This is a genomic window from Tenacibaculum sp. DPLXC6 (assembly GCF_056815515.1).
This window is the reverse complement of the sequence record NZ_CP141806.1, coordinates 2820766-2844810: the sequence shown is the minus strand read 5'-3', so window position 1 is coordinate 2844810 and position 24045 is coordinate 2820766. Positions and strand designations below refer to the sequence as shown.

Sequence of the window (24045 nt, the reverse complement as noted above, 5' to 3'; positions counted from 1 at the left end):
AGCTTTTTTTATTTATTTAAAATTTCTTTAATGTTTGGCTTAAAGTAATTAGGTCCTTTCAACACTTTTCCATCTTCACGATAAATAGGCTTACCATCTTCCCCTAACTTGCTCATATTACTTCGTTGAATTTCATTGAATACTTCTTCAATTTTATGTTGCATTCCATGTTCTATTATAGTTCCACATAAAATATACAGCATATCTCCTAAAGCATCTGCTACCTCAACCAAATCATTATTTTGAGCAGCCTCTAAATACTCTTCATTTTCTTCTTTCATTAAATTAAAACGAAGTAAGTTTCGTTCTTCTCCAATATTCGCTGTTGGCTCATTTTTTATTCCTAACCCAAATGCTGAATGAAATTCATGTACTGCTTCAATTCTTTTTTTCATTTCTTATAACTTATATGATTTGTAACTCTGTTTTTACTTTTTGAAAATTAAATCTCGTCCAATCTTCAATATGACTCTTAATCCCTTCTTGTTTAAAGTCTGATAGATTTTTATTTCTAATTCCTAGGAAATTTACTCCTAAGTTTTTGGCAGTTCTTAAATCCCAAATACCATCCCCTACCGAAATAATATTTTTAAATTCTTGAACTTGAAAATAGTCTCTTGCTTTGTTAATTGCTGAGTTTACTATTTCTTCTCTTGTAAACAAATTATTTGAGGCTTCTACTAAATTTGGTACAAAATTTATATTTGCTTGTTCTAATTTAATCAGCGCTGGTTTTAATAAAGATCCCGTTGCAAAACAAATAGCATAATCGGTTTCTTTCATAAAGAAATCAACTATTTCTCCCGCTCCTTGTATCTCTTCTGTTTTTGTGAAGGACAATAATAATTCTGTCATTTTTTCCTCAAACTCAGGAATGAAAGAAAAATTAAACGTTGAATTAAAATTAACTTCGTAATTCTTTTTTAAAATATAACTATCAGTCACATTCTCATAGCTTTTCCAGTCTTGATTAACCTTAGTTATCCCAAAACTTTTCATTGCTTCTACATATGCTTCTTGATGATGGTTTTCACTTTTAGTTAATGTATCATCAATATCAAACACTATTAAGTTTTCTTTCTTCATTATGTTGCCATTTTTAAAACTCTTGCTGGCACAACTTTTAGCACCCAAGCTATCAAGCTCCATCTTTTTGAGATATAAGCTACTCGTTTTTTTCGTTTTATTGCTGAATATATTTGATTAACCGCTTTTTCTAGAGGTACCATCCAAAAAATACCATCGCCTAACGCCATTGCTGTATCCACAAATCCTGGACGTACATCCGTAATAAACACTTTCTTTGTTTTGATCGATTTTGTTTTAATATACAGGCTCTCTAAATATGCTTTTTGATACGCTTTTGATGAGAAATAATCTGGAGCTGCTCTATTTCCTCTAATAGATGCTATAGATGAGATTCCCACTAAATGACCAAAACCTTGTTTTTTAAATAATTTATAAGCTAAAGCATATAGTTTTGTTACTCCTAAAACATTCGTGTTTATGGTTTGTTCTTGTTTATCCCAGTTCAACTTTGGGTTTACAAAACCAACTCCTGAAGACTGTATCACTAAATGAACTTCTCCTAATTCTTCTACTATCTCATTAAACACTTTTTCAACCTCATCTACTTGCTGTATATCATTTTGCTTAATGAGTACTTGACTTGGATGTTTTTTCTTCAGCTCTTCTAGTTTTTCGAACCTTCTACCTGTTACCGCTACAATATAATTTTCTTGTATTAGTTTTTCTACAAGCCCTTTTCCAATACCTGAAGTACCTCCAAAAATAATTGCTGTTTTAGTTTTCTTCATTCTAAAATCATTCTTTAACTTTGCTAAAAATACAATTTTATGTTTATACTTATTGCTGCTAAAATGTTTACTACGGGCAGAATCATTTTTGCTAGTTTATTTGTAATAGCTTTTATTATTTTGATGTTTTTTAGCTACAAAAAGGATGCTAAAAACAATAAGAAATATTATCAAAATGCAGCTATTTATGTGGCAATAGGAATTGCAGTAGTAATTGCATTATTATTCTTATCAAAACTACTAACAAGGTAATTCTAATTCATTTTTGATATTTCACTTAATTTTGAGTGGTCTAATACAGTATTACCTTCTTCATCGAAATAAAATGATGATGTATACTTCACATCTACTTCAAGAGAAGAGAAATTGTACGAAGTAATTTGATATACTTTTTGCCCAAAAGATTCTTCATGATATTGCATTAAAACATAAAGAACTCCGTTTAATTCACTTATTTCTTTGTTTGAATATTTATGTAACGGACTTTTCTCATCTATTTCATGTACAACTGTCCATACGGTAGGCAAATACATAATTTTACTTCTTTCCAGTTTGAGCTCATAAAATTGTCGTTTGTATTCTCCATTCATTTTTTTTTCAGATAGTGATAAGGTTACTGTTATTTCAGGCTCTATCATTACTGTTTTACGACGATTCATTAACCTAAACATTAATGCTCTTCCTTCTTTAAAATCTCTTAAAATTAAATTTTCACTAAAACGGATAGATGCTTTTGCTTTTGAAAAACGCCCATATAACAATCCTGTAATAAAAGAAAAACTTAACAAACCAATCATTGCCTCAAAAGCTGCAATAACATTTGCTGCAATACCTTTAGGAGCGATTCCTCCATACCCTACTGTTGTTAGGGTTTGTGCACTAAAGAAAAATCCATTTAAAAGATCGTCCAAAAAATTGCCTTTTGAAGGTGTTATTTGTTCTATCCCAATAAACACATATACAAATGCAAAAAGAATATTCAATAGCGAATACCCAATGAGGATAAATACAAAAAATTGCCACCACGGTAATTCTATAAAAAAAGCATACAAGTCATCAGCTCCAAACCTTCTGTTTGCATGAACAACATTAGAACTACCATCTGCATTTATTATTCTTTGAGCATTACTACTGGAGCTATAACCTAAACCAGGATCTTTTACTTTTTTTGCCATTTATCTTTTATTAATCTCTCTAAAAATACAAAACCGATTCTAATCAGAATCGGTTTTGATATTTTCAACTATTTTAAAACTTAATTTCTTAGTTTTTTACTGGTAAGAAGTTATAGTTTTTAGCATAGAAGTTCATTTGCTCTTCAAAAGTTTCTGGTTGCTTGATTTTAATATCAGTGATGTTTCCATCAGCATCTGTTACTGGCTCTAATACAGGATTTACAAATCCGCTGTAAGGAGCAGATGTAAACTGTGCATTACGATCTAAAACTTCTTTATGAATATCTTGATCTACTTTTACTCCGTAACCTTCTACTAATGCTTTTGCCGCTTCAAAATCTCCTTCTGATTTAATTCTTTGCGCTTCTTTTAATAAACGTCCAAATATCTCACGAAGTTTCTCATAATCGTTGATATTATAAAAAGTTTTTCCATCTCTGGTAACTTTTTCAATTACATTATCTTTTGCTCCTTGCTCAAAAGCCCAAGCTGAAACCCATTGACGGTTTACCATGTGGTCTTCTTCAATATCATCTCCTAAGTTAATTCTGATTAACTGAGTCATTAATCCATTTCTGATATACCCGTCATAAGCAGCTTTACCAACTTTTTGCCAGTCATCAACTAATCCTAATTCTTGTAATTTAGGATCCATTAAATAATACAGCCCAACTAAATCTGCTCTACCCTCTTCCATTGTAGAAGCATAATTTTTTAAAGTTTCTTTTGGCTGCCCAATTCCTTCATTAATTACACCTGAAGCATGTCCAATCACCTCGTGTAATGCTGTGTGTAATTTATCTGCTAACTTACCATACTTAATTTCTAAATCGATTTCTTCTTGATCGTTAGCAAATTCTTTTAAACGTCCAGTTCCTCCAGCATTATTATATGAACCTATAATATTTCCTAACGATACTGATTTAGAACCGTGTTGTTGACGAATCCAGTTATTGTTTGGTAAATTCACTCCAATTGGAGTACTTGGCGACGCATCTCCTGCTTCACCTGCAACATTTACTGTTTTATATGAAACTCCTACAACATCTTTCTTTTTGTGACTTGGATCTAACGGAGAATTATCTTCAAACCACTGTGCGTTATCCGATAATACTTTCATTTTTTTAGACATATCAAAGTCTTTGATTTGTACGATTGTTTCGTACGAACCTCTATACCCTTTAGGATCATTATAAACTTCAATAAAACCATTAATCCAATCAATGTTTCCTTCTGTAGATTCTACCCAAGCAATTGCATATTCATCCCAAGTATGTAAATCTCCTGTTTTATAGTATTGGATTAACAACTCTAATGTTCTGGCTTGCTTTTCGTTTTCTGCTACTTCTTTTGCTTTTTCTAACCAATAAATAATTTTATCGATTGCTTGTCCGTACATTCCACCAGACTTCCACACTTTTTCAACTAGCTTTCCATCTTCACGAACTAATTTAGAATTTAATCCAGCCTCAATTGGTTGCCCTTCTGGTCCTTTATCAGCTTTCGCATAAAACTCTTCTACATCTTTACTAGTAATATCAGCTCCGTAAAAATTTACTGCTGATGCTAATACATTATCTACTCCTGCTTTTTTGTTTACTTTTTTAACATCTTTATCATTGAAAATAACGTCTAATGCTTCAGCAGATAACTCAGTATTAGTTTCTTTTAATAACGTTTCTAAGTATTCTTTAGAAAACGTAGGCTTTAACTTATCGTTAGAATAATGATGATGGATTCCGTTTGAAAACCATACTCTTTTTAAATAAGTTGTAAACGCTTTAAAATCTTCGCTTTCTTTATCTCCTTTAAAGTTACTATTGATGTTTTCTAAAGCTGCTCTAATTTCAAGGTTATGACGGTAGTTTTGATCCCACATAATGTCACGTCCAGATAAACCAGCCTGAGTTAAATAGTACACTAACTTCTTTTCTTTTAGTGTTAACTCATCAAACCCTGGAATTTGATAGCGTAATACTTTTATATCAGCAAATTGCTCAACAACATACTCAAACTCTTTTGCCTTTTTTTCTACTACTTTAGGCTCTTTTTTTGCATCTACACCACAAGAAGTTAATACTCCTGCTGCTGCAAATACACAAAGCATTTGTTTTAGTTTCATTTATATAGTTTTTAATTTATTTTTTTGAATGCTAAAATTACGAAATTTAAACTTCATGGTATCTAAAACAGTCCGTTGTATGGTCATTTACCATTCCTGTTGCTTGCATATGCGCATAAATTACAGTTGAGCCAACAAACTTAAATCCTCGCTTTTTTAAATCTTTTGAAATAGCGTCAGAAAGCTCTGTGGTAGCCGGAACCTCTTCTTTCTTTTCAAACTTATTTGTTATTGGTTTACCGTTTGTAAAATCCCAAATATATTTTGAGAACGACCCAAACTCCTCTTGCACTTTTATAAACAATTGTGCATTAGTTATTGTAGCTTTTATCTTTAATTTATTCCTTATAATCCCTGCATCTTGAAGCAACTCTTCATATTTATCTTCAGAGTATTTTGCTATTTTTTTGTAGTCGAAATTATCAAACGCCTTTCTAAAGTTTTCTCTTTTCTTTAAAATCGTAATCCAACTTAAACCTGCTTGAAAGGTTTCTAATATTAAAAACTCAAACAATTTATCATCATCATATACGGGTACCCCCCATTCATTATCATGATACTCAATATATAATGGGTCATCACTAACCCAAAAACACCTTTTCTTCATTTTCTATTATTTAATGCAGAAAATTACTGTTAAACAAGTTAAAAATCAATTAAAAATGGAATAATTTTTGCACTTTTATAATTACAAATCATACTGATTATGAAAACCTTACAACGCATTATATTTCTTAGCATTATCGGAATTTTGTTATGGTCTTGTAGTTCTACTCCTATAAAAAATGCTTCAAACACTCAACAAAAAGAGGAACCTGTTGTAATTGCTAATGATAGTTTAGAATATGAAATTATAATTATAGACCCTGGTTTTACTACCTATTTAAACAGTATTGCTAAACCAGAAGGCTTTTATTCACAACAATATCTCGAAAATAAAAACCGCCTTTATGTAAATACATGGAATTATCGAGCTAGAAATCCTCTACAGTTTAATTCAAACATTTATGAAAATATAATTGATTATAGTCCACACGTTGATTATGGTTATGAGGTAAACTATAAACTTTTTAATTATTTTGAGTTCGCACAACGAAAATATCGCATGAATTTAGGTGTAGGAATAAATCGCTGGAACTAGCAAAATCTTAGTAAAAAGGCGTCTTTCTAAAAACTGTATATTTGCTCAAAAAAATTAACCATACAACATGAAGTTTTTAAGAAATTTACTTGCCTCTATTCTTGGCTTTTTTATTGCCATTTTTTTACTTTTTGTATTCTTTTTTGCTATAGCTTCTATCGTTGGAGCTGAAGAAAAAGTTGTTGTAAAATCAAACTCGGTTTTAGAATTAGATTTATCAACTCCTATTAAAGATTATGCTCCAAAAGAAAACAACCCTATTGCAGAAGCTTTAGAATTAACAGATGAAAAGTTAGCTTTAAACAAGATTATAAATGCTATTGAAAATGCAAAAACAGATGATAAAATAAAAGGAATAAGTATTAAAACACCTTTTATAAATGCTGGTATTGCACAAATACAAGCTATACGAAACAAAATTGAAGAGTTTAAAGAGAGTGGAAAATTTGTATATGCCTACAATGATATTTATACTCAAAAAAATTACTACCTAAGTTCTGTTGCTGATAGTTTATTTTTAAACCCTATTGGTGTTATTGATTTTAGAGGTTTATCTACCGAAATTTTATATTTTAAAGATTTTGAAGATAAGTATGGGATTAAAATGGAAGTTGTTCGCCACGGAAAATATAAAAGTGCTGTAGAGCCATTTTTAGAAAATGAAATGAGTGAAGCTAATCGTGAACAAACTACTTCATTTTTAAAATCTATTTGGTCAGAAATTACAGATGACATTAGTAAAAGTAGAAACATTTCTATTGAAAAACTAAATCTTATTGCCGATAATTATAATGGAAGAAACGTTACCGTAGCTAAAGAAAACAACTTAATTGATGCTTCTATTTACGAAGATGAGTACAAAGAAAAGTTGGCTATGGGTTCTGATAAAAAAGTAAATACAATTTCTATTGAAGACTATATTAGCTCTGGTAAAGGAAGGATTTCTTCAACCGCTAAAGATAAAATTGCCGTAATCTATGCACAAGGAGACATTATTTACGGAGAAGGTAGTAAAGATTTTATCGGTCAAGGAATTATTAATAAAGCCATTAGAAAAGCTAGAAAAGATACTAATGTAAAAGCTATTGTACTACGTGTAAACTCTCCTGGAGGTAATGCATTAGCTTCTGAACTAATATGGCGCGAATTAGAACTTACTAAAAAAGAAAAACCTATAGTTGTTTCTATGGGGAATTATGCTGCTTCTGGAGGTTATTACATTGCTTGTAACGCAAGCAAAATTTTTGCAGAACCAACTACAATTACTGGATCTATTGGAGTTTTTGGAGCAATTCCTAACTTTAGTCAATTTACAGATAAAATAGGTATTAACGCAGAACAAGTTTCAACCAACAACAGTCCTTCTTACAGTGTTTTTGAACCAATGAATAAGAAGTTTTACGATGTTACAAAAGAAGGAATTGAGGAGATGTACACTACATTTGTAAACCGTGTTTCAGCTGGACGTAATATGACCTTTGAACAAGTTAATGAAATAGCACAAGGAAGAGTTTGGACTGGTAAAGAGTCTATTAAAAATGGCTTAGTAGATCAATTAGGGGGATTAAATGACGCAATTAAAGCTGCTGCTGAATTAGCAGAACTTGAAAACTACAAAGTTCGTAATTATCCTAATTACAAAACTGATTTAAAAGAAACTCTAAAGTTCTCTCCATTTATGAAAGCTTCAAAAGAAGAAATACTTAAAGAAACTTTGGGTGATGAGAACTACCAATTATACTATAATATTCACAAAATGAAAAACCTAAAAGGAATTCAAGCTAGAATACCCTTTATATTTCAAATGAAGTAAAAAACTAAAAAGCCTCGACAATGTCGAGGCTTTTTAGTTTTAATAGTTTAATTTACTCATAACTATAAGTTGTGTTTATAGCAATTGACTCCTCTCCACCAACTGCTAATCCTTTTCCCGTTAATGGGTAACCATCTGAATCATAAGTATAATCTATTGTTAAGGTACCTACAACTTTATCATCTGCATCTTTATAAATAATTTTCGTTACGTTATTTAATGGTAATAATTTCCTAGCTTTTATTATTTCTGAAGCTTGAGGGTTTACACCGAAACTAACATCAACCCCATCTAAAATCTCTATAACTCCTGCGGCCTCTAAAGTAGAAAAATACATATTTGGCTTATTGTCATAAAACATTTCAGCTGTATAACTTTCAATAACATTCATTTCAGTTTCCCAGTCATAAACCTCTACTTGAAATAAAACTTTACTAGGATTTTTGTTAGAATCATATTCTAATGTTATTCCTGTGTCATAAATATTATATGGTGATTGATACAACTCTTCTATTGAAAGACTTTCTGATGGATCGCTATCTGCAGTTACTTTGATAGTATTCCCATCATTGTTATAGTTTATTAAAGTAGCATCTGTTCCGTTTGTTCCAGAAACGCTTACTAATTCCTTTTCAGCATTATACATAAACTGAGTAGTAATTGTTTCGCTTTCTTGGTTAGTGGCAGCAATACTTTTTAATCTTTTCTTTTTAGCTTCCCCGTTGATTTCATCAAAATCATCAGAAGCAGAGCTACTACATGAGGTTAATAATGCCATTCCTAATCCAATTGCAAAAACATACTTTAATTTTTTCATTTTTTGTAATTTTTAATGAACTCATTTTTATTATTCAAGCAAAAACTAAGCACCTCCCCTTACATACATAAAGTCCTTTAAGACAATAAAAATGAGTAAACGAAAAAACAGCAATTTTTAGCAATTTGAAAAATATAAAAACAAGTTCGGTTTATATTGTTTTTAAATTTCATACAAAAATAACTGTATAAAAAAATACCTGCAATAAAAATTACAGGTATTTTCAAATTATATTTTGTATTATTTCTTACAAACCGAAATTCTCTTTTACTTTAGAAACATAATCTAATTTTTCCCAAGTAAACAATTCAACATCTAAGGTTACACTTTCACCATTCGGCTGCGTAAACGTTTTAGAAACTACTTCATTAGTTCTTCCCATATGTCCATAAGCTGCTGTTTCGCTATACATTGGATTACGTAACTTTAAACGATCTTCAATAGCGTGTGGACGCATGTCAAAAATTTCAGAAACTTTTTGAGCAATCTCTCCGTCAGTTAAGTCAACTTTTGATGTTCCGTAAGTATCCACAAAGATCCCCATTGGCTCCACTACCCCAATTGCATATGATACTTGAACTAGTACCTCATCAGCAACTCCAGCAGCCACTAAATTCTTAGCTATATGACGTGTTGCGTATGCAGCAGAACGATCTACCTTACTTGGATCTTTTCCTGAAAAAGCTCCACCACCATGTGCTCCTTTTCCTCCATAGGTATCTACAATAATTTTACGACCTGTTAACCCAGTATCTCCGTGTGGTCCTCCAATTACAAACTTTCCTGTTGGATTGATATGATACTTGATATCATCATTAAACAATGCTTGAATTTCTGGAGTTAATTGTGCTTTAACTCTAGGAATTAAAATCTCTACAATATCTTTTCTAATTTTTGCTAACATAGTTTCGTCATCAGCAAAATCATCGTGCTGTGTAGAAACAACGATTGCTTCAATACGTTGCGGCACATTATCATCAGAATATTCAATTGTTACCTGACTCTTAGCATCTGGACGTAAATAAGTAATTTCCTTATTTTCTCTACGTATCGCTGCTAATTCTTTTAAAATTATATGTGATAAGTCTAACGCTAATGGCATATAATGCTCAGTTTCGTTTGTCGCATACCCAAACATCATTCCTTGGTCTCCAGCACCTTGCTCTTCTCTAGATTCTCTATCTACTCCACGACTAATATCATCTGACTGTTCATGAATTGCAGATAACACTCCACAAGAATTTCCATCGAACATATATTCACCTTTAGTATATCCAATTTTGTTAATTACTTCACGAGCAATTTTTTGAACATCTAAATAAGTAGAAGACTTCACCTCCCCAGCTAATACTACTTGTCCCGTTGTTACCAATGTTTCACATGCTACTTTAGAATCTGAATCAAAAGCTAAAAAATTGTCTATTAAAGCATCAGATATTTGATCTGCTACCTTATCTGGATGTCCTTCAGAAACACTTTCCGAAGTAAAAAAATATGACATAAATACTTCTTTTTAAAATTTAACTATAAAGAAAAAACTTGGATTGCTGAGTCGCTAAAAGGAGTAGAAAATTACTGCTTTAGCATTTTTTATTCTGAACTCTTGTTCCATGAGGTTGCAATCAGTCAAATTTTTCCTCAAAAATATTCGGCAAAGTTATAGATTATTTTACACACTTAAAAACAAACTTACAAGTAAATAGAAAGTATTGATATTATGATAATAAAAAGTAATTTTTGTAAAATTGTATTGGTAAAATATTTGTTTACATTTGTACTGTACAAATAAGAAAGTAACTTAGATAAAAACATAAATAAAATGGCATTAGAAATTACAGATGCTTCTTTTGAAGAAGTAGTATTAAAATCTGACAAACCAGTATTAGTAGATTTTTGGGCAGCTTGGTGTGGACCTTGTAGAATGGTATCTCCTATCGTTGATGAAATTAGTAATGAATACGACGGTAAAGCTGTAGTTGGTAAGGTAGATGTAGATGCAAATCAAGAGTTTGCTGCTAAATACGGTGTAAGAAACATCCCTACTGTATTAATTTTCAAGAATGGTGAAGTTGTTGACAAACAAGTAGGTGCCGCTCCTAAAAAAGCATATACTGATAAAATTGATGCTGCTTTATAATATATAAATAGTATTTTAATTTGATATTATAGAAAAGGTTTGGCTATTGCTAAACCTTTTTTTTATCTTCGAAATTATATGATTGATCTTAAAAATACGACTTCTGAACTAAAAAACCTCGAATTACTGGCTAAGCAAGTAGTAGAAGGTTTTATAACAGGTATGCACAAAAGTCCGTTTCATGGATTTTCGGTTGAATTTTCTGAACACAAACTTTATAATAAAGGAGAAAGCACTCGACATATTGACTGGAAGTTGTTTGCTAAAACTGAAAAACTATACACCAAAAAATATGAAGAAGAAACGAATCTTAGGTGTCATTTAATCATCGATAACTCAGCTTCTATGCATTATCCTATCAGTAAAAATCAATCCGTCGATAATTTAAATAAAATTGGTTTTTCTACAGTTGCTGCAGCTTCTTTAATGGATATTTTAAAAAGACAACGCGATGCTGTTGGGTTAAGTATTTACTCAGACACTTATGAGTATTATGCTCCTGAAAAAGGAAGTGAACGTCACCGTAAGATGTTATTACACCAATTAGAGCAATTACTGTCGTCTGAATCTACCTCTTCTACAGAAACCTACCAATACTTGCATGAAATAGCTGAAAAGATCCACAGGAGGTCTTTAATCTTTTTATTTACGGATATGTTTCAAACAACCAAAAATGAAGAAGAGCTTTTTAATGCTTTACGACATTTAAAATTTAATAAACATGAAGTAATCTTGTTTCATACCTACGATAAAAAAACAGAGTTTTTATTCGATTTTGACAATACACCAAAAAAATTTGTGGATGTTGAAACTGGAGAAGAAATAAATTTATATACTGAAAATGTACAGCAAAAATATCAAGAATTAAGCAGCACTTTTTTCAATAACCTAAAAAACAAATGCTTACAATACAAGATAGACTATGTTCCTGTAGACATAAATGAGGGCTATGATAAAGTACTTACCTCTTACCTTATCAGTAGACAGAATTTTTTATGAAATAACTCTTTTTTATTTAAAAAAAGGTTATATATTTGCATCCGCTTAGAGCAACGGTCTGGTAGTTCAGCTGGTTAGAATACATGCCTGTCACGCATGGGGTCGCGGGTTCGAGTCCCGTCCAGACCGCTAAAGTTTCTCTAAAAACATACAATATATTGCTTCAAGCAACGGTCTGGTAGTTCAGCTGGTTAGAATACATGCCTGTCACGCATGGGGTCGCGGGTTCGAGTCCCGTCCAGACCGCAAAAGCTTCTCTTTTTAGAGGAGCTTTTTTCTTTTTTACATTTTTTCAAAAAAAAGTTTGGTTTAGTTAAATTTATTTCTAAGATTTGTCCTGTACAAAGAACACAAATACAATGATGTTACAAAACGTATGGCAAGGTTTCTATTTTTACTTTTACTTTTTTAGTAAGAGACGAGACTTTGTATCATATTGTTAACCTAACAAAAAAACATATACCCAATCAAAGTCTCGAATTTATCGAGGCTTTTTTTTTGATTAAAAATGAAAGAAATAGCCATTCAAGGAATACAAGGAAGCAACCACCATATTGTTGCGAACAACTACTACGGAGAAAACATCAACCTACACGAATGTTTATCTTTTGATATATTAGTTGATAGTCTTTTAAGCTTAAAAAGTGAGCAAGCAGTTATGGCGCTAGAGAACACTATTGCAGGTTCAATCATACCAAATTATGCTTTAATTGATAAACATGATTTACATATTTCTGGAGAGTATTATCTACCTATACATCATCATTTGATGGCGCTACCTAACCAAAAAATTGAAGATATTACTGAAGTTTGCTCACACCCAATGGCTTTACTACAATGTAAAGAGTTTTTCAAACAGCATAAACATATAAAACTTGTTGAAGACGTTGACACCTCTGCAGTCGCAAAAAGAATTGCAGAAAATCAATTAAAAGGTGTTGCTGCAATTGCACCAAAAATGGCAGCTAATATTTTTGGTTTATCAATTATTGAAGATGAAATTCAAACTATTAAAAATAACGCAACTCGCTTTGTATTTCTTCAAACAAGCCTTCCTAAAAACGGTAAAAATGAAATTAACAAAGCTTCATTAAAATTTGAATTAGACCATAAAAGAGGAAGTTTAGCAGCAATGTTAAACGTAATGAGTGATTGTAAATTAAACCTTACCAAAATACAATCATTACCAAAAATTGAAACACCATGGAAATATGCTTTTTTTGTTGATGTAACCTTTGGCAAATATGAAGATTATGAAAAAGCAAAGACTATAATTCAAATTATGGCAGAAGAATTTAAAATATTAGGTGAATATAAAAACGGAAGATCATGATACAGTTTGCTAATCGATTACAAACCGTACAAGAGTACTACTTCTCAAAAAAATTACAAGAAGTACGTCAATTAATTTCAGAAGGTAAACCAATTATAAACATTGGTATTGGTAGCCCTGATTTACAACCTCCAACATCAGTATTAAAAGCTATTCAAGATAGTTTACAAGATACTGGAGCACATAGCTATCAGAGTTATCAAGGTTTACCAGAGTTTAAACAAGCGGTTGCTAACTTTTATCAGAATAACTATAAAGTTTCCATAAATCCTGCCAACGAAGTACTTCCTTTAATGGGAAGTAAAGAAGGGATTATGCATATTTCATTAGCCTTTTTAAACGAAGGAGATCAGGTATTGATTCCTAACCCAGGATATCCAACCTACAGTTCTGTAACCAATTTATTGGGAGGAGAACCTATTTTTTACGATTTGGAAGAAGCTACTAACTGGCAACCTAACTTTGATGCCTTAGAAAAACTAGACACTTCAAAAATAAAGTTAATGTGGGTAAATTATCCGCATATGCCAACTGGTGCAGATGCAACCAAAGAAACTTTTAAAAAGTTAATTGACTTTGGAAAGAAGCACAATATTGTTATTGTAAATGACAATCCATATAGCTTTATACTGAATGAACACCCTCAAAGTATTTTACACATTGAAGGAGCTAAAGACATTGCTATTGAATTAAATTCGGTTAGTAAATCATTCAATATGGCGGGATGGCGTGTTGGAATGCTACTTGGAAAACCTGAATTCTTAACTGAAATTTTAAAAGTAAAAACTCAAATGGATTCAGGGATGTTTTACGGAATCCAAAAAGGAGCAACAAAAGCTTTAGAGTTAGACAAGAATTGGTTTGTACAATTAAACAACACCTATAAAAAGAGACAAAAACTAGTATTTGAACTAGCAGAAAAACTAGGATGCACCTACGATAAAAACACCTCAGGAATGTTTGTTTGGTGTAAACTTCCTGAAGGAAAAACGTCTGAAGAAATGATTGATGAGTTATTATATAACAAGCACATTTTTACGGCTCCAGGAACCATCTTTGGCAGCCAAGGTGAAGGATACATCCGTTTTTCATTATGCGTACCAGAAGAAAAAATAAAAGAAGCAATCAACAGAATATAATGAATGTATTTATCATAGGTTTAGGATTAATCGGCGGAAGTTTTGCCCTAGATATTCAGCAAGCATTTAAAAATGCAACTATCTACGGAATTGACTCCAATGAAGAACATGGAGATCTTTCTTTAGAAAGAGGGATCATCCATCAAAAAGCGGTATTTTCAGAATTATCAAATGCAGACATTGTTATTATCGCCATTCCTGTAGATGTTTCACAAGAAGTAATTTTGAAAACATTGGATATTATTTCAGATGATTGTTTGGTGTTTGATGTAGGCTCGACTAAAGAACAAATTTGCAATGTTATTAAAAATCACCCGAAGAGAAGAAATTTTTTAGCTACGCATCCGATTGCTGGAACAGAGTTTTCAGGACCCAATGCAGCTTTGATAAATTTATTTAGAAACAAGACTAATATTATTTGTGAGGTAGAAAAAACTGCATTCAAATTACAAGAAAAAGCATTAGACATATTCTCAAAATTAGGAATGCGTATTCGATATATGGATCCAAAATCGCACGATAAACATATTGCATATGTATCACATTTATCACATATCAGTTCTTTTATGTTAGGTAAAACTGTCATCGAAAAAGAGAAAAACGAACGTGATATTTTTGATATGGCTGGTAGCGGATTTGCCTCAACAGTACGATTAGCTAAAAGTTCACCAACAATGTGGACTCCTATTTTTGAACAAAACAAAGAAAATGTTATTGAGTCTTTAAATGAATATATTCATAACTTACAACAATTCAAAACCTTATTAGAAGAAAAGAATTTTCCAGAAATCTACACAGAAATGGAAAACACAAATTATATAAAACAGATTTTAAACGGAATTTTAGAGGGAGTACCTCAACAATAGAAACTCAAATGGAGAATACAAAAGAATTAAGAACGTGGTTAGATGCCTTCGGATTAGGACACCCACTAGTAATTGCAGGGCCTTGTAGCGCTGAAACTGAAGAACAAGTATTACAAATTGCACACGAATTAAAAAATACTGATGCTACTGTATTAAGAGCTGGTATTTGGAAACCTCGTACCAGACCTGGAAATTTTGAAGGTGTAGGCGCTTTAGGGTTAAAATGGTTACAAAAAGCCAAACAAGAAACGGGAATGTTAATTGCTACTGAAGTAGCTAACAAAGATCACGTAAAGTTAGCTTTAGAACACGATGTAGATATTTTATGGATTGGTGCTCGTACCACCGTAAGCCCATTTATCGTTCAAGAAATTGCAGATGCTTTAGAAGGAACTGATAAAATTGTATTAGTAAAAAACCCTGTAAACCCAGATTTACCATTATGGTTAGGTGCTATTGAACGTTTATATGCTAAAAACATTAAAAAATTAGGGGTTATTCATAGAGGATTCTCTACATATGAAAAAACTAGATACCGTAACAACCCTGAATGGCAAATCCCCATTGAATTACAAAATCGCTTTCCAGATTTACCACTAATTTGTGACCCTTCACATATTGCTGGTCGTCGTGATATTATTTTTGATGTTTGTCAAACTGCTCTTGATTTAAACTTTGATGGTTTAATGGTTGAGACTCATTACGATCCTGATAATGCTTGGAGCGATGCCGCACAACAAATTACACCTAAATCATTAATTCAAATGATGATTGATTTAAAAGTTAGAAAAGCTACCGATACTGAAACTGAGTACAGAAACGCTTTAAATACCCTACGTACTCAAATTGATGTAGTTGATCATCAATTAATTGAAATGTTAGGTAAACGTATGAAAATAGCAGATTCAATTGGTAAATTGAAAAAAGAGAAAAACGTTGCTATTTTACAAACCAAGCGATGGAATGAGATACTAGGCAAAATGATTTTAGAAGGTGATGAACGTGGCTTAAGTGAAGAATTTGTACTTAAAATGTTCAAAGCAATACACCAAGAAAGTATCAATCACCAAGAGAAAATTATTAACAGTTAAATATCTAAAAGACCGCTAACAAAATAGCGGTCTTTTTTATTCTATTTATTGTATTTTCATCCGACCAAACTTAAAAGAATGAAACCTATCCATACTATTGATGATGTAATAAACATATTACAAGACATCATTAATGAATCTATAGAAAACAAAAGTCCATTAGGCTATTTTGCTGCTTTATACCAAAAAGTAACAATAAAAGTAAAAGAAGGCATACAAAGCGACTATTTTGATGATAACCAACGAATGGAAAAACTCGATATAATTTTTGCTAAAAGATACATAGATGCCTATTACAATTACAAAAATAATACACCTATCACTTCTTCTTGGGAAAAAGCTTTTAGCATAGCTAATAAGTATTGGTATATAGTCTTACAACACTTATTAGTTGGTATGAACGCACATATTAATTTAGATTTAGGAATAGCAGCAGCAGAAGTTTCCAAAGGGCAAAACATCCAAAACTTACATGGTGACTTTAATAAGATTAATGAAATTTTATCCTCTTTAGTTAATGATGTTCAAGATGATTTAGCCAAAGTATATCCTTTTTTAAAGAAAATTCTTATCTGGACTAAAGATGTTGATGATTTTTTAGTTGATTTCAGCATGGAGTTAGCAAGAAATGGTGCTTGGGATTTTGCTGTAGAATTAGCCAACACACCAACTAGTAATTTTGAAAACACTATACATAAAAGAGATATTAAAATAACTGAAAAAGCTGATTTAGTTATTTCTCCTGGTTTCATACCTAAAATAATTTTCATGATTATTAGAATCTCAGAAAGAGGAACAGTAGCTCAGAAAATTAACGATTTAACAGATTAAACAATACTAAAACATTCAATTTTTATTCTCATCTTTGTTCTATGACAGGAACGGTTTATAAATCTACAGGAAGTTGGTATTGGGTAAAGTCTGAAGGCGAACTATATAAGTGTCGCATTAAGGGAAAGTTTCGAATCAAAGGAATTAAAAGTACCAATCCTATCTCAGTGGGTGATATTGTTGATTTTTCATTAGAAACCAAAAATGATGAGGAAACAGGCTTAATTACCAATATCCACGAACGAAAAAATTATATAGTTCGCAAATCGGTAAACTTATCTAAGCAAACTCATGTAATTGCTTCTAATATTGATCAAGTATTTTTATTAATTACTATTGACAACCCTCCTACTTTTACCACATTCATCGATCGTTTTTTAGTTACCGCTGAAGCCTATTCAATTAAAACTATATTAGTTTTTAATAAGATTGACTCTTACGAAATTGAGCAACGAGCAGAAATTATGTATCTAAAAGACATTTATGAAGCTATTGGTTACGAATGTATAGAAGTTTCTGCTACTCAAAACATCAATATTGATAAAATCAAAGCATTAATGACTGGTAAAGTAAGTATGTTTGCGGGGCATTCTGGTGTTGGAAAAACCACCTTAGTAAATGCTATTGAACCTTCCTTAGACCTAAAAACAAAAGAAATTTCTGAACAACATAAGCAAGGACAACATACTACAACGTTTGCAGAAATGTTTGATTTAAGTTTTGATGCTCGTATTATAGACACTCCCGGAATTAAAGGTTTTGGTGTAGTTGACATGGATAAAGATGAATTAGGTGATTATTTTCCTGAGTTTTTTGCTTTAAAACAAAACTGTAAATTCAATAATTGTATTCATGTAAACGAACCACAGTGTGCTGTTAAAGAAGCTCTAGAAAATGAGGAAATTGCTTGGTCTCGTTATAAAAGTTATCTACAAATTTTAGAAGGAGAAGACGAACACTACAGAACTGATATTTGGGAATAACACTATTAAATTAGTCTACCATATCCAAAAATCTACAACCTCCAACAATCTATATAAAATGAAAATTGTAATTCAACGCGTTTCAAAAGCTAGCGTTACTATTGAAAATAAAAAAGTAGCCGAAATACAAAGTGGTCTTTTAATTTTACTTGGAATTGTTAATGAAGATACTCAAGAAGATATTAAGTGGTTATCAAACAAAATAACTAACCTCCGTATTTTCAATGATGATGAAGGTGTTATGAATAAATCAATTAAAGATATCAATGGAGATATAGTTGCTGTGAGTCAATTCACCCTACATGCTTCTACTAAAAAAGGAAATCGTCCTAGTTATATTAAAGCTGCTAAACCTGATATTGCTATTCCTTTATATGAAAAATTTGTTCAACAGGTTGAAGTTGATTTAGGAAAAAAAGTACAAACTGGTCAATTTGGAGCTGACATGAAAGTGGAATTACTAAATGATGGTCCTGTAACTATCATTATAGATTCCAAAGATAAAAAATAATTTCCATGGGAATTATTTTTAATTATATTTGTACCTGATTAATAATCATTATTAAAAACACAAAAATGAAAAAAACAATTTTAGCTATTGCTTTTATTGCAATTGGAGCAGTTTCTTGTAAGACAGAAAAAAACAAAGCTGCTGTTAGCGACGAAGTTAAAGAAGTTGCAAAAACAGAAAACATCATCAATACTTATAAAGCTAATGTTGCAGAATCAACTGTAACTTGGAAAGGAAGCAAGCCTACTGGTTCTCACAACGGTGTAGTAAGTTTAGAAAAAGGAACTTTAGAGGTTGAAAACGGAAACGTAAAATCTGGAGAGTTCATTATCGACATGACTACTATTGTTTGTGAAGATTTAGAAGCTGGAAATGGTAAAGAAAAATTAGAAGGTCACTTAAAAGCAGGTGATTTCTTTGATGTTGAGAAATTCCCAACTGCTAAATTTGAAGTAGCAAGTTCTGAATTAAAAGACGGAAAAGTACACGTTACTGGAAACTTAACTCTTAAAGATGTTACTAAGAGCATTACTATTCCTGCTACTGTTACAGAAGCTGACGATATGGTAACTTTTAAAAGTGATGTTTTTTCTATTGACAGAACTGACTTTGGTGTTACATACAAGTCTAAGAAAATTGACGCTGCTTTAAAAGATAAGTTTATCAACGACTTAATGGAAATTTCTTTTGATATTAAAGCTAAAAAATAATTTTAGTTTTTAAGAATTAAAAAGGGTTGACAATTGTCAACCCTTTTTTTATGATTTTATAAATTCTTCCACTTCAAATAATTCTTTAAAGTGTTTTAGAATTTTTTCTTTCACTTCTTCCTCTGAAACCTTTTTACCTAATTCTGCTTCCATTGAAGTTACAGCCTTACCACGTATTCCACAAGGAATAATATTATCAAAATAACCTAAATTGGCATTTACATTCAAAGCAAAACCATGCATAGTAACCCACCTACTTGCTCTAATTCCCATAGCGCAAATTTTTCTTGCAAATGGTGTACCTACACCTAGCCAAACACCAGTTTCGCCTTCACTTCTTTCTCCTTCTAACCCATATTCAGCAATTGTTAAAATAATTGATTCTTCTAACAAACGCAAATACTTATGAATATCAGTAAAAAAGTTTTCTAAATCTAAAATTGGATAGCCTACAATTTGCCCTGGACCGTGATAAGTTATATCTCCTCCTCTATTAATTTTATAAAAAGTTGCTTCTTTTTCTTTAAGCTTCTCTTCATTCAATAATAAATTATTAATATCTCCTGACTTACCAAGGGTATAGACATGCGGATGCTCAACAAACAAAAAGTGATTTGGCGTTTCTATTTCACTACCACCACTTCTTCTTTCTCTTTTTAGTGACACTATTTCATCTAAAAGGTTAGTTTGGTAATCCCACGTTTCTTTGTAATCTTTTCTTCCTAGATCACTAATTCTTATTTTTTTATTCATAAATTGTACCGCTAAACTACCTTACAAAGGTAGGGAAATTTAAAGTTTTACTGTTATAAACTAAACGTATATCAATTACAAAAATCATGTTTAAAAAAAGTACCCTTCCTTTTTTATTTGCTTTCTATTTTTCAATAGCTAATTTGTTTTCTCAACAACTATGGACAAGAATTCAAAAAGATGCTATTGCTCAACAGAAGAAAGAAGTTTTCAATACTAATTCTTTGCCTAAAGAATATATTTTGATGAGTTTAGATTTAGATAACTTTAAAAATATATTACCAAACTCTTTATCTAAAAACACCTCTAATTCAAAAATCATTCAACTTCCTAATGCTAATGGAAAGTTAGAAAGATTTTCTATAAAAGAAACCTCTTATTTAGCTTCAGGATTGGCTGAAAAATTCCCTATGATTAAGTCTTTTTCTGCACAAGGTGTTGACAACCCTTCTTCTTCTGCTAAAGTAAGTATTGGGAAAGATGGGGTTCATGCTATTATTTTTTCTGCAAATGAAGGCACTTCATACATAACCCCTTATACAAAAGATTATAGAGAGTATATTGTTTACAAGAAAAGTAGCTTAACACCTTCTAAAGATGAATTTTTGTGTAAAGTTGAAGACGTTATACAAGACGAAAATATATCGCCACGCCAAAGAAGGAATGCTAATGATGGTAACTTAAGAACTTATAGAATGGCTATAGCTTGTACTGGTGAATATGCTCAATTCCATATAAACAATCAAGGAGTATCACCAACAGCTAGTAACGCAGAAAAAAAAGCGGCTGTATTATCTGCTATGAACACTACTATGACTCGTGTAAATAGTGTTTATGAAAGAGATTTAGCAGTAAGAATGATTATCGTAGATAATAATGATTCCTTAATTTTCTTAGATGCTGACACAGATGGATTAACAAATGATAGTGCTGGAACCTTGATTGATGAAAGTCAAGCAAAATGTGATGATATTATTGGAAATGCTAATTATGATATTGGACATACATTTAGTACTGGTGCTGGAGGGCTAGCTCAATTAAATTCTGTTTGTGTTACAAACTTCAAGGCTCAAGGGGTTACAGGTAGAAGTCAGCCAATTGGTGACACCTTTGATATAGATTATGTTGCACATGAAGTTGGACATCAATTTGGAGCAACTCATACATTTAACAATTCTTGTGACGGAAATAGAAGTACTAATACAGCTGTTGAACCTGGGAGTGGTTCTACAATTATGGCTTATGCCGGTATTTGCTCACCTAACGTACAAAGTGTGAGTGACGATTATTTTCACGCTGTTAGTATAGCTCAAATGTGGAGTCATGTACAAGGATCTGGAAGTTGTGCTACCTCAACAAGTACAGGAAATAATGCTCCTACTGCTAATGCAGGAAACAATGTAAGTATTCCTAAATCTACTCCATTTATTTTAAAAGGACAAGCTACAGATGCTGACGGAACATCTTCATTAACGTACTCTTGGGAGCAAATCGACAATGAAACAGCAACAATGTCTCCATTATCTACTAATACTGGTGGACCAATGTTCAGGTCATTACCTCCTTCTTCATCTTCTGACAGATACATGCCTGCACTTTCTACCGTATTGAGCGGTAATACTTCTACAACATGGGAAGTTTTACCTTCTGTGGCAAGAGAGCTAGACTTTGCATTAACGGTAAGAGATAATAATTCTGGTGGTGGTAGTTCGGATAGAGATGATATGAGAGTAACAGTTACTGATGCTGAAGCTTTTACCATAACAAGCCCTAATTCTACTGTAGATTGGGGAGCAGGTTCTACACAAACCATTACTTGGAGCAAAGGAACATCTGACCAAGATCCTATTAACTGTGCTAATGTTAATATAAAACTTTCAACAGATGGTGGTCTTACATTCCCTATTACCTTAAAAAGTAACACACCTAATGACGGTTCAGAGGATATTGTTATACCTGACAACCCTACTACAAGTGCTAGAATATTAGTAGAGGCAGCAGATAATATTTTTTATAACATAAACAACGCCAACTTAACAATTTCCCCTACTTCTCCTACTTATTCAATAGTTAATAACACAGGAGACATGTCCGTATGTAACATAGGTACAAATGAACTAGTTTTTGATTTTGACTATAATACCTTATACGGTTTTAACGATACCGTAAATTTATCTTACTCAGGAGCTCCTGCGAATTCTGTAGTAGCATTAAGTAACTCTACAATTAATAGCAGTGGAAAATTCACCTTAACTGTAACAGATCTTACAAAGGTTACTAAAGGAGATTACACAATTACTGTTACTGCGACATCAGGCTCAATAACTAAATCTGTAGACATACTATTAAACGTAAATGATGGTCTTTGTAATTCTTCTGGTAATATTGTATCTCAATTGAGTATAACCAACGTTACCTTTAATAGCATTAATAACAACTCAAATAAAACAAATGGATATTCAGACTTTACTAGTCAAAACACAGACGTTGTTAGAGGTGAAAACTATAATTTAACTACCTCTATCAATACTGATGGAAATAGTAATATAAAAACATTTGCTTGGATTGATTGGAACCAAAATTGTGTATTTGATATTGATGAAACTTATAATTTAACCTCATCTAGCAGTCTCTTAATTACAGTTCCTGAAGGAATTCCTACAGGTTCTACAATTATGAGAGTTTCTACAAAGTTAGACAGTGACCCAAATTCTTGTGAACTGAGTTTTAATGGTGAAGTAGAAGATTACACTATTACAGTTTTAGAACCTACTTTCTCTATTTCAAATACTACTGGAGACTTATCTGTATGTAATCAATCTACAAACGAAATAAGTTTTGATTTTGATTATACCGCTTTATATGGTTTTAATGAAACTGTTAATCTTTCTTATTCAGGAGCACCTACAAACTCTACTGTAACAGTGAACCCTACTAGTATGAGTAGTAATGGAAAATTTACCTTAACAGTAACTAACTTAACGGATGTTGCTACAGGAGATTATACAATTACTGTTACCGCTAATAGTACCTCAATGACCAAATCGGTAAATACACTTTTAAATGTAAACAATAGTCTTTGTAATTCTTCTGGTAATACTGAATCTCAATTAAGTATTACAAATGTTACTTTTAACGGCATCAATAATAATTCTGATAAAACAAATGGGTATTCAGATTTTAAGTCAACAACGACTCAAATAGTTAGAGGTGAAACCTACGATTTAACAACCACTATCAATACAGCAGGAAACGATAACATAAATACATTTGCTTGGATAGATTGGAATCATAATTGTACATTTGATACTGATGAAACTTATGAAATAGTATCTAACAGCGTTTCTATAAGGGTTCCAGAAAATGCTCCACTAGGGGCTACAACTATGAGAGTTTCTACAAAACAAGATAGCAATCCGAATTCTTGTGGGTTAAACTTTAATGGTGAGGTAGAAGATTATACTGTAATGGTTGAAGAGAGTTTTGCCACCGATAATACTTTATTTGATGATTTACTTACATATCCTATCCCTTCAAACGGAGAATTTACAGTAAGTTTCAAGGTAAAAGATAAAGAATTAACAGTTATTAGACTTTTTGACTTTAGAGGTAGATTAATAGAAACTCAAAAGTTCTCAACCATCTCTAGTCAATTTAATGAAATAGTGCAACTTACAAAAGCTGCTAGCGGACTATATCTTTTACAAATTGAAAATGCAGGAAAGCTAGTAACTAGAAAAATAGCTATTAGATAATTTTTTAAAAACTAAATAAAAAAAGCAGTCAAATTTGACTGCTTTTTTTTTG

The 24045-nt window shown here is 31.7% G+C and carries 23 protein-coding genes and 2 tRNA genes; 16 read left to right on the top strand and 9 right to left on the bottom strand.

Going from position 1 to position 24045, the window contains the following annotated elements; all coding sequences use genetic code 11:
- Positions 1-8: 8 nt before the first annotated feature.
- From VCM48_RS12965 to VCM48_RS12955, 3 genes are read right to left on the bottom strand one after another with little or no spacing between them, the layout of a single operon-like run.
- Positions 9-395, bottom strand: coding sequence for a pyrophosphohydrolase domain-containing protein (locus VCM48_RS12965; RefSeq protein WP_482270774.1), 387 nt, complete (start codon positions 393-395; stop codon positions 9-11).
- Between the two features lie 10 nt (positions 396-405).
- Entirely contained in the window at positions 406-1086 is a 681-nt protein-coding gene (locus tag VCM48_RS12960; protein ID WP_482270773.1) for an HAD family hydrolase, read from the bottom strand.
- Positions 1086-1817 carry an SDR family NAD(P)-dependent oxidoreductase gene (locus VCM48_RS12955; protein ID WP_482270772.1) on the bottom strand — a complete coding sequence of 244 codons (732 nt, stop codon included), beginning with the start codon at positions 1815-1817 and terminating at the stop codon, positions 1086-1088. Before VCM48_RS12955 ends, VCM48_RS12960 begins: the two co-directional genes overlap by 1 nt.
- 39 nt (positions 1818-1856) lie before the next feature.
- Here VCM48_RS12955 and VCM48_RS12950 point away from each other — a divergent pair, with 39 nt between their 5' ends.
- Positions 1857-2069: a hypothetical protein gene (locus tag VCM48_RS12950; protein WP_237270910.1), complete on the top strand. Its 213-nt coding sequence runs from the start codon at positions 1857-1859 to the stop codon at positions 2067-2069.
- A gap of 2 nt (positions 2070-2071) precedes the next feature.
- Here VCM48_RS12950 and VCM48_RS12945 read toward each other — a convergent pair whose 3' ends face one another.
- The 3 genes from VCM48_RS12945 to VCM48_RS12935 all read right to left on the bottom strand — a co-directional run bounded on the left by VCM48_RS12945 (position 2072) and on the right by VCM48_RS12935 (position 5721).
- On the bottom strand, positions 2072-2992 hold the full coding sequence (locus VCM48_RS12945; protein WP_482270771.1) for an ion channel: 921 nt from the start codon (positions 2990-2992) through the stop codon (positions 2072-2074).
- Positions 2993-3080: 88 nt separating this feature from the next.
- A complete protein-coding gene (locus VCM48_RS12940; protein WP_482270770.1) occupies positions 3081-5114 on the bottom strand; it encodes a dipeptidyl-peptidase 3 family protein in 2034 nt (677 codons plus the stop codon).
- A 46-nt stretch (positions 5115-5160) separates the two neighbouring features.
- Complete coding sequence (locus VCM48_RS12935) at positions 5161-5721, bottom strand: DNA-3-methyladenine glycosylase I (RefSeq protein ID WP_274639136.1); 561 nt, start codon at positions 5719-5721, stop codon at positions 5161-5163.
- A 99-nt stretch (positions 5722-5820) separates the two neighbouring features.
- Between VCM48_RS12935 and VCM48_RS12930 the strand changes: the two genes are divergently transcribed.
- Positions 5821-6255 (top strand): DUF6146 family protein, encoded by a 435-nt coding sequence (locus VCM48_RS12930; RefSeq protein ID WP_482270769.1) that lies wholly within the window; start codon positions 5821-5823, stop codon positions 6253-6255.
- A gap of 67 nt (positions 6256-6322) precedes the next feature.
- Entirely contained in the window at positions 6323-8068 is a 1746-nt protein-coding gene (gene sppA / locus VCM48_RS12925; RefSeq protein WP_482270768.1) for a signal peptide peptidase SppA, read from the top strand.
- Positions 8069-8120: 52 nt separating this feature from the next.
- Here the strand turns inward: sppA and VCM48_RS12920 are convergent, their stop codons facing one another.
- Both VCM48_RS12920 and metK read right to left on the bottom strand, forming a co-directional pair.
- Positions 8121-8885 carry a hypothetical protein gene (locus tag VCM48_RS12920; protein ID WP_482270767.1) on the bottom strand — a complete coding sequence of 255 codons (765 nt, stop codon included), beginning with the start codon at positions 8883-8885 and terminating at the stop codon, positions 8121-8123.
- A 247-nt stretch (positions 8886-9132) separates the two neighbouring features.
- Entirely contained in the window at positions 9133-10386 is a 1254-nt protein-coding gene (gene metK, locus VCM48_RS12915) for a methionine adenosyltransferase (RefSeq protein ID WP_482270766.1), read from the bottom strand.
- Between the two features lie 318 nt (positions 10387-10704).
- Between metK and trxA the strand changes: the two genes are divergently transcribed.
- The 12 genes from trxA to VCM48_RS12855 all read left to right on the top strand — a co-directional run bounded on the left by trxA (position 10705) and on the right by VCM48_RS12855 (position 19485).
- On the top strand, positions 10705-11022 hold the full coding sequence (gene trxA / locus VCM48_RS12910; RefSeq protein ID WP_028892415.1) for a thioredoxin: 318 nt from the start codon (positions 10705-10707) through the stop codon (positions 11020-11022).
- Positions 11023-11100: 78 nt separating this feature from the next.
- Positions 11101-12021, top strand: coding sequence for a DUF58 domain-containing protein (locus VCM48_RS12905; RefSeq protein WP_482270765.1), 921 nt, complete (start codon positions 11101-11103; stop codon positions 12019-12021).
- Positions 12022-12076: 55 nt separating this feature from the next.
- A tRNA-Asp gene (locus VCM48_RS12900) sits at positions 12077-12150 on the top strand.
- A gap of 43 nt (positions 12151-12193) precedes the next feature.
- Positions 12194-12267: transfer RNA gene (locus VCM48_RS12895), tRNA-Asp, on the top strand.
- Between the two features lie 262 nt (positions 12268-12529).
- Entirely contained in the window at positions 12530-13354 is an 825-nt protein-coding gene (locus VCM48_RS12890) for a prephenate dehydratase (RefSeq protein WP_482270764.1), read from the top strand.
- The gene (locus VCM48_RS12885; RefSeq protein WP_482270763.1) at positions 13351-14493 is read left to right on the top strand and encodes a pyridoxal phosphate-dependent aminotransferase; all 1143 of its coding nucleotides are present in this window, start codon (positions 13351-13353) and stop codon (positions 14491-14493) included. Before VCM48_RS12890 ends, VCM48_RS12885 begins: the two co-directional genes overlap by 4 nt.
- The gene (locus tag VCM48_RS12880; protein WP_482270762.1) at positions 14493-15359 is read left to right on the top strand and encodes a prephenate dehydrogenase; all 867 of its coding nucleotides are present in this window, start codon (positions 14493-14495) and stop codon (positions 15357-15359) included. Before VCM48_RS12885 ends, VCM48_RS12880 begins: the two co-directional genes overlap by 1 nt.
- 8 nt (positions 15360-15367) lie before the next feature.
- A complete protein-coding gene (locus VCM48_RS12875; protein ID WP_274639127.1) occupies positions 15368-16450 on the top strand; it encodes a bifunctional 3-deoxy-7-phosphoheptulonate synthase/chorismate mutase type II in 1083 nt (360 codons plus the stop codon).
- A 78-nt stretch (positions 16451-16528) separates the two neighbouring features.
- Positions 16529-17281 (top strand): DUF5995 family protein, encoded by a 753-nt coding sequence (locus tag VCM48_RS12870; RefSeq protein ID WP_482270761.1) that lies wholly within the window; start codon positions 16529-16531, stop codon positions 17279-17281.
- Positions 17282-17322: 41 nt separating this feature from the next.
- Positions 17323-18264, top strand: coding sequence for a ribosome small subunit-dependent GTPase A (gene rsgA, locus VCM48_RS12865; protein ID WP_121146160.1), 942 nt, complete (start codon positions 17323-17325; stop codon positions 18262-18264).
- A 58-nt stretch (positions 18265-18322) separates the two neighbouring features.
- Positions 18323-18775, top strand: coding sequence for a D-aminoacyl-tRNA deacylase (gene dtd, locus VCM48_RS12860; RefSeq protein WP_482270760.1), 453 nt, complete (start codon positions 18323-18325; stop codon positions 18773-18775).
- Positions 18776-18840: 65 nt separating this feature from the next.
- On the top strand, positions 18841-19485 hold the full coding sequence (locus tag VCM48_RS12855; RefSeq protein WP_440120796.1) for a YceI family protein: 645 nt from the start codon (positions 18841-18843) through the stop codon (positions 19483-19485).
- Positions 19486-19533: 48 nt separating this feature from the next.
- Here the strand turns inward: VCM48_RS12855 and lipB are convergent, their stop codons facing one another.
- On the bottom strand, positions 19534-20238 hold the full coding sequence (gene lipB, locus VCM48_RS12850) for a lipoyl(octanoyl) transferase LipB (RefSeq protein WP_482270759.1): 705 nt from the start codon (positions 20236-20238) through the stop codon (positions 19534-19536).
- A gap of 86 nt (positions 20239-20324) precedes the next feature.
- Between lipB and VCM48_RS12845 the strand changes: the two genes are divergently transcribed.
- Positions 20325-23993 carry a reprolysin-like metallopeptidase gene (locus tag VCM48_RS12845; protein ID WP_482270758.1) on the top strand — a complete coding sequence of 1223 codons (3669 nt, stop codon included), beginning with the start codon at positions 20325-20327 and terminating at the stop codon, positions 23991-23993.
- Positions 23994-24045 lie beyond the last annotated feature (52 nt).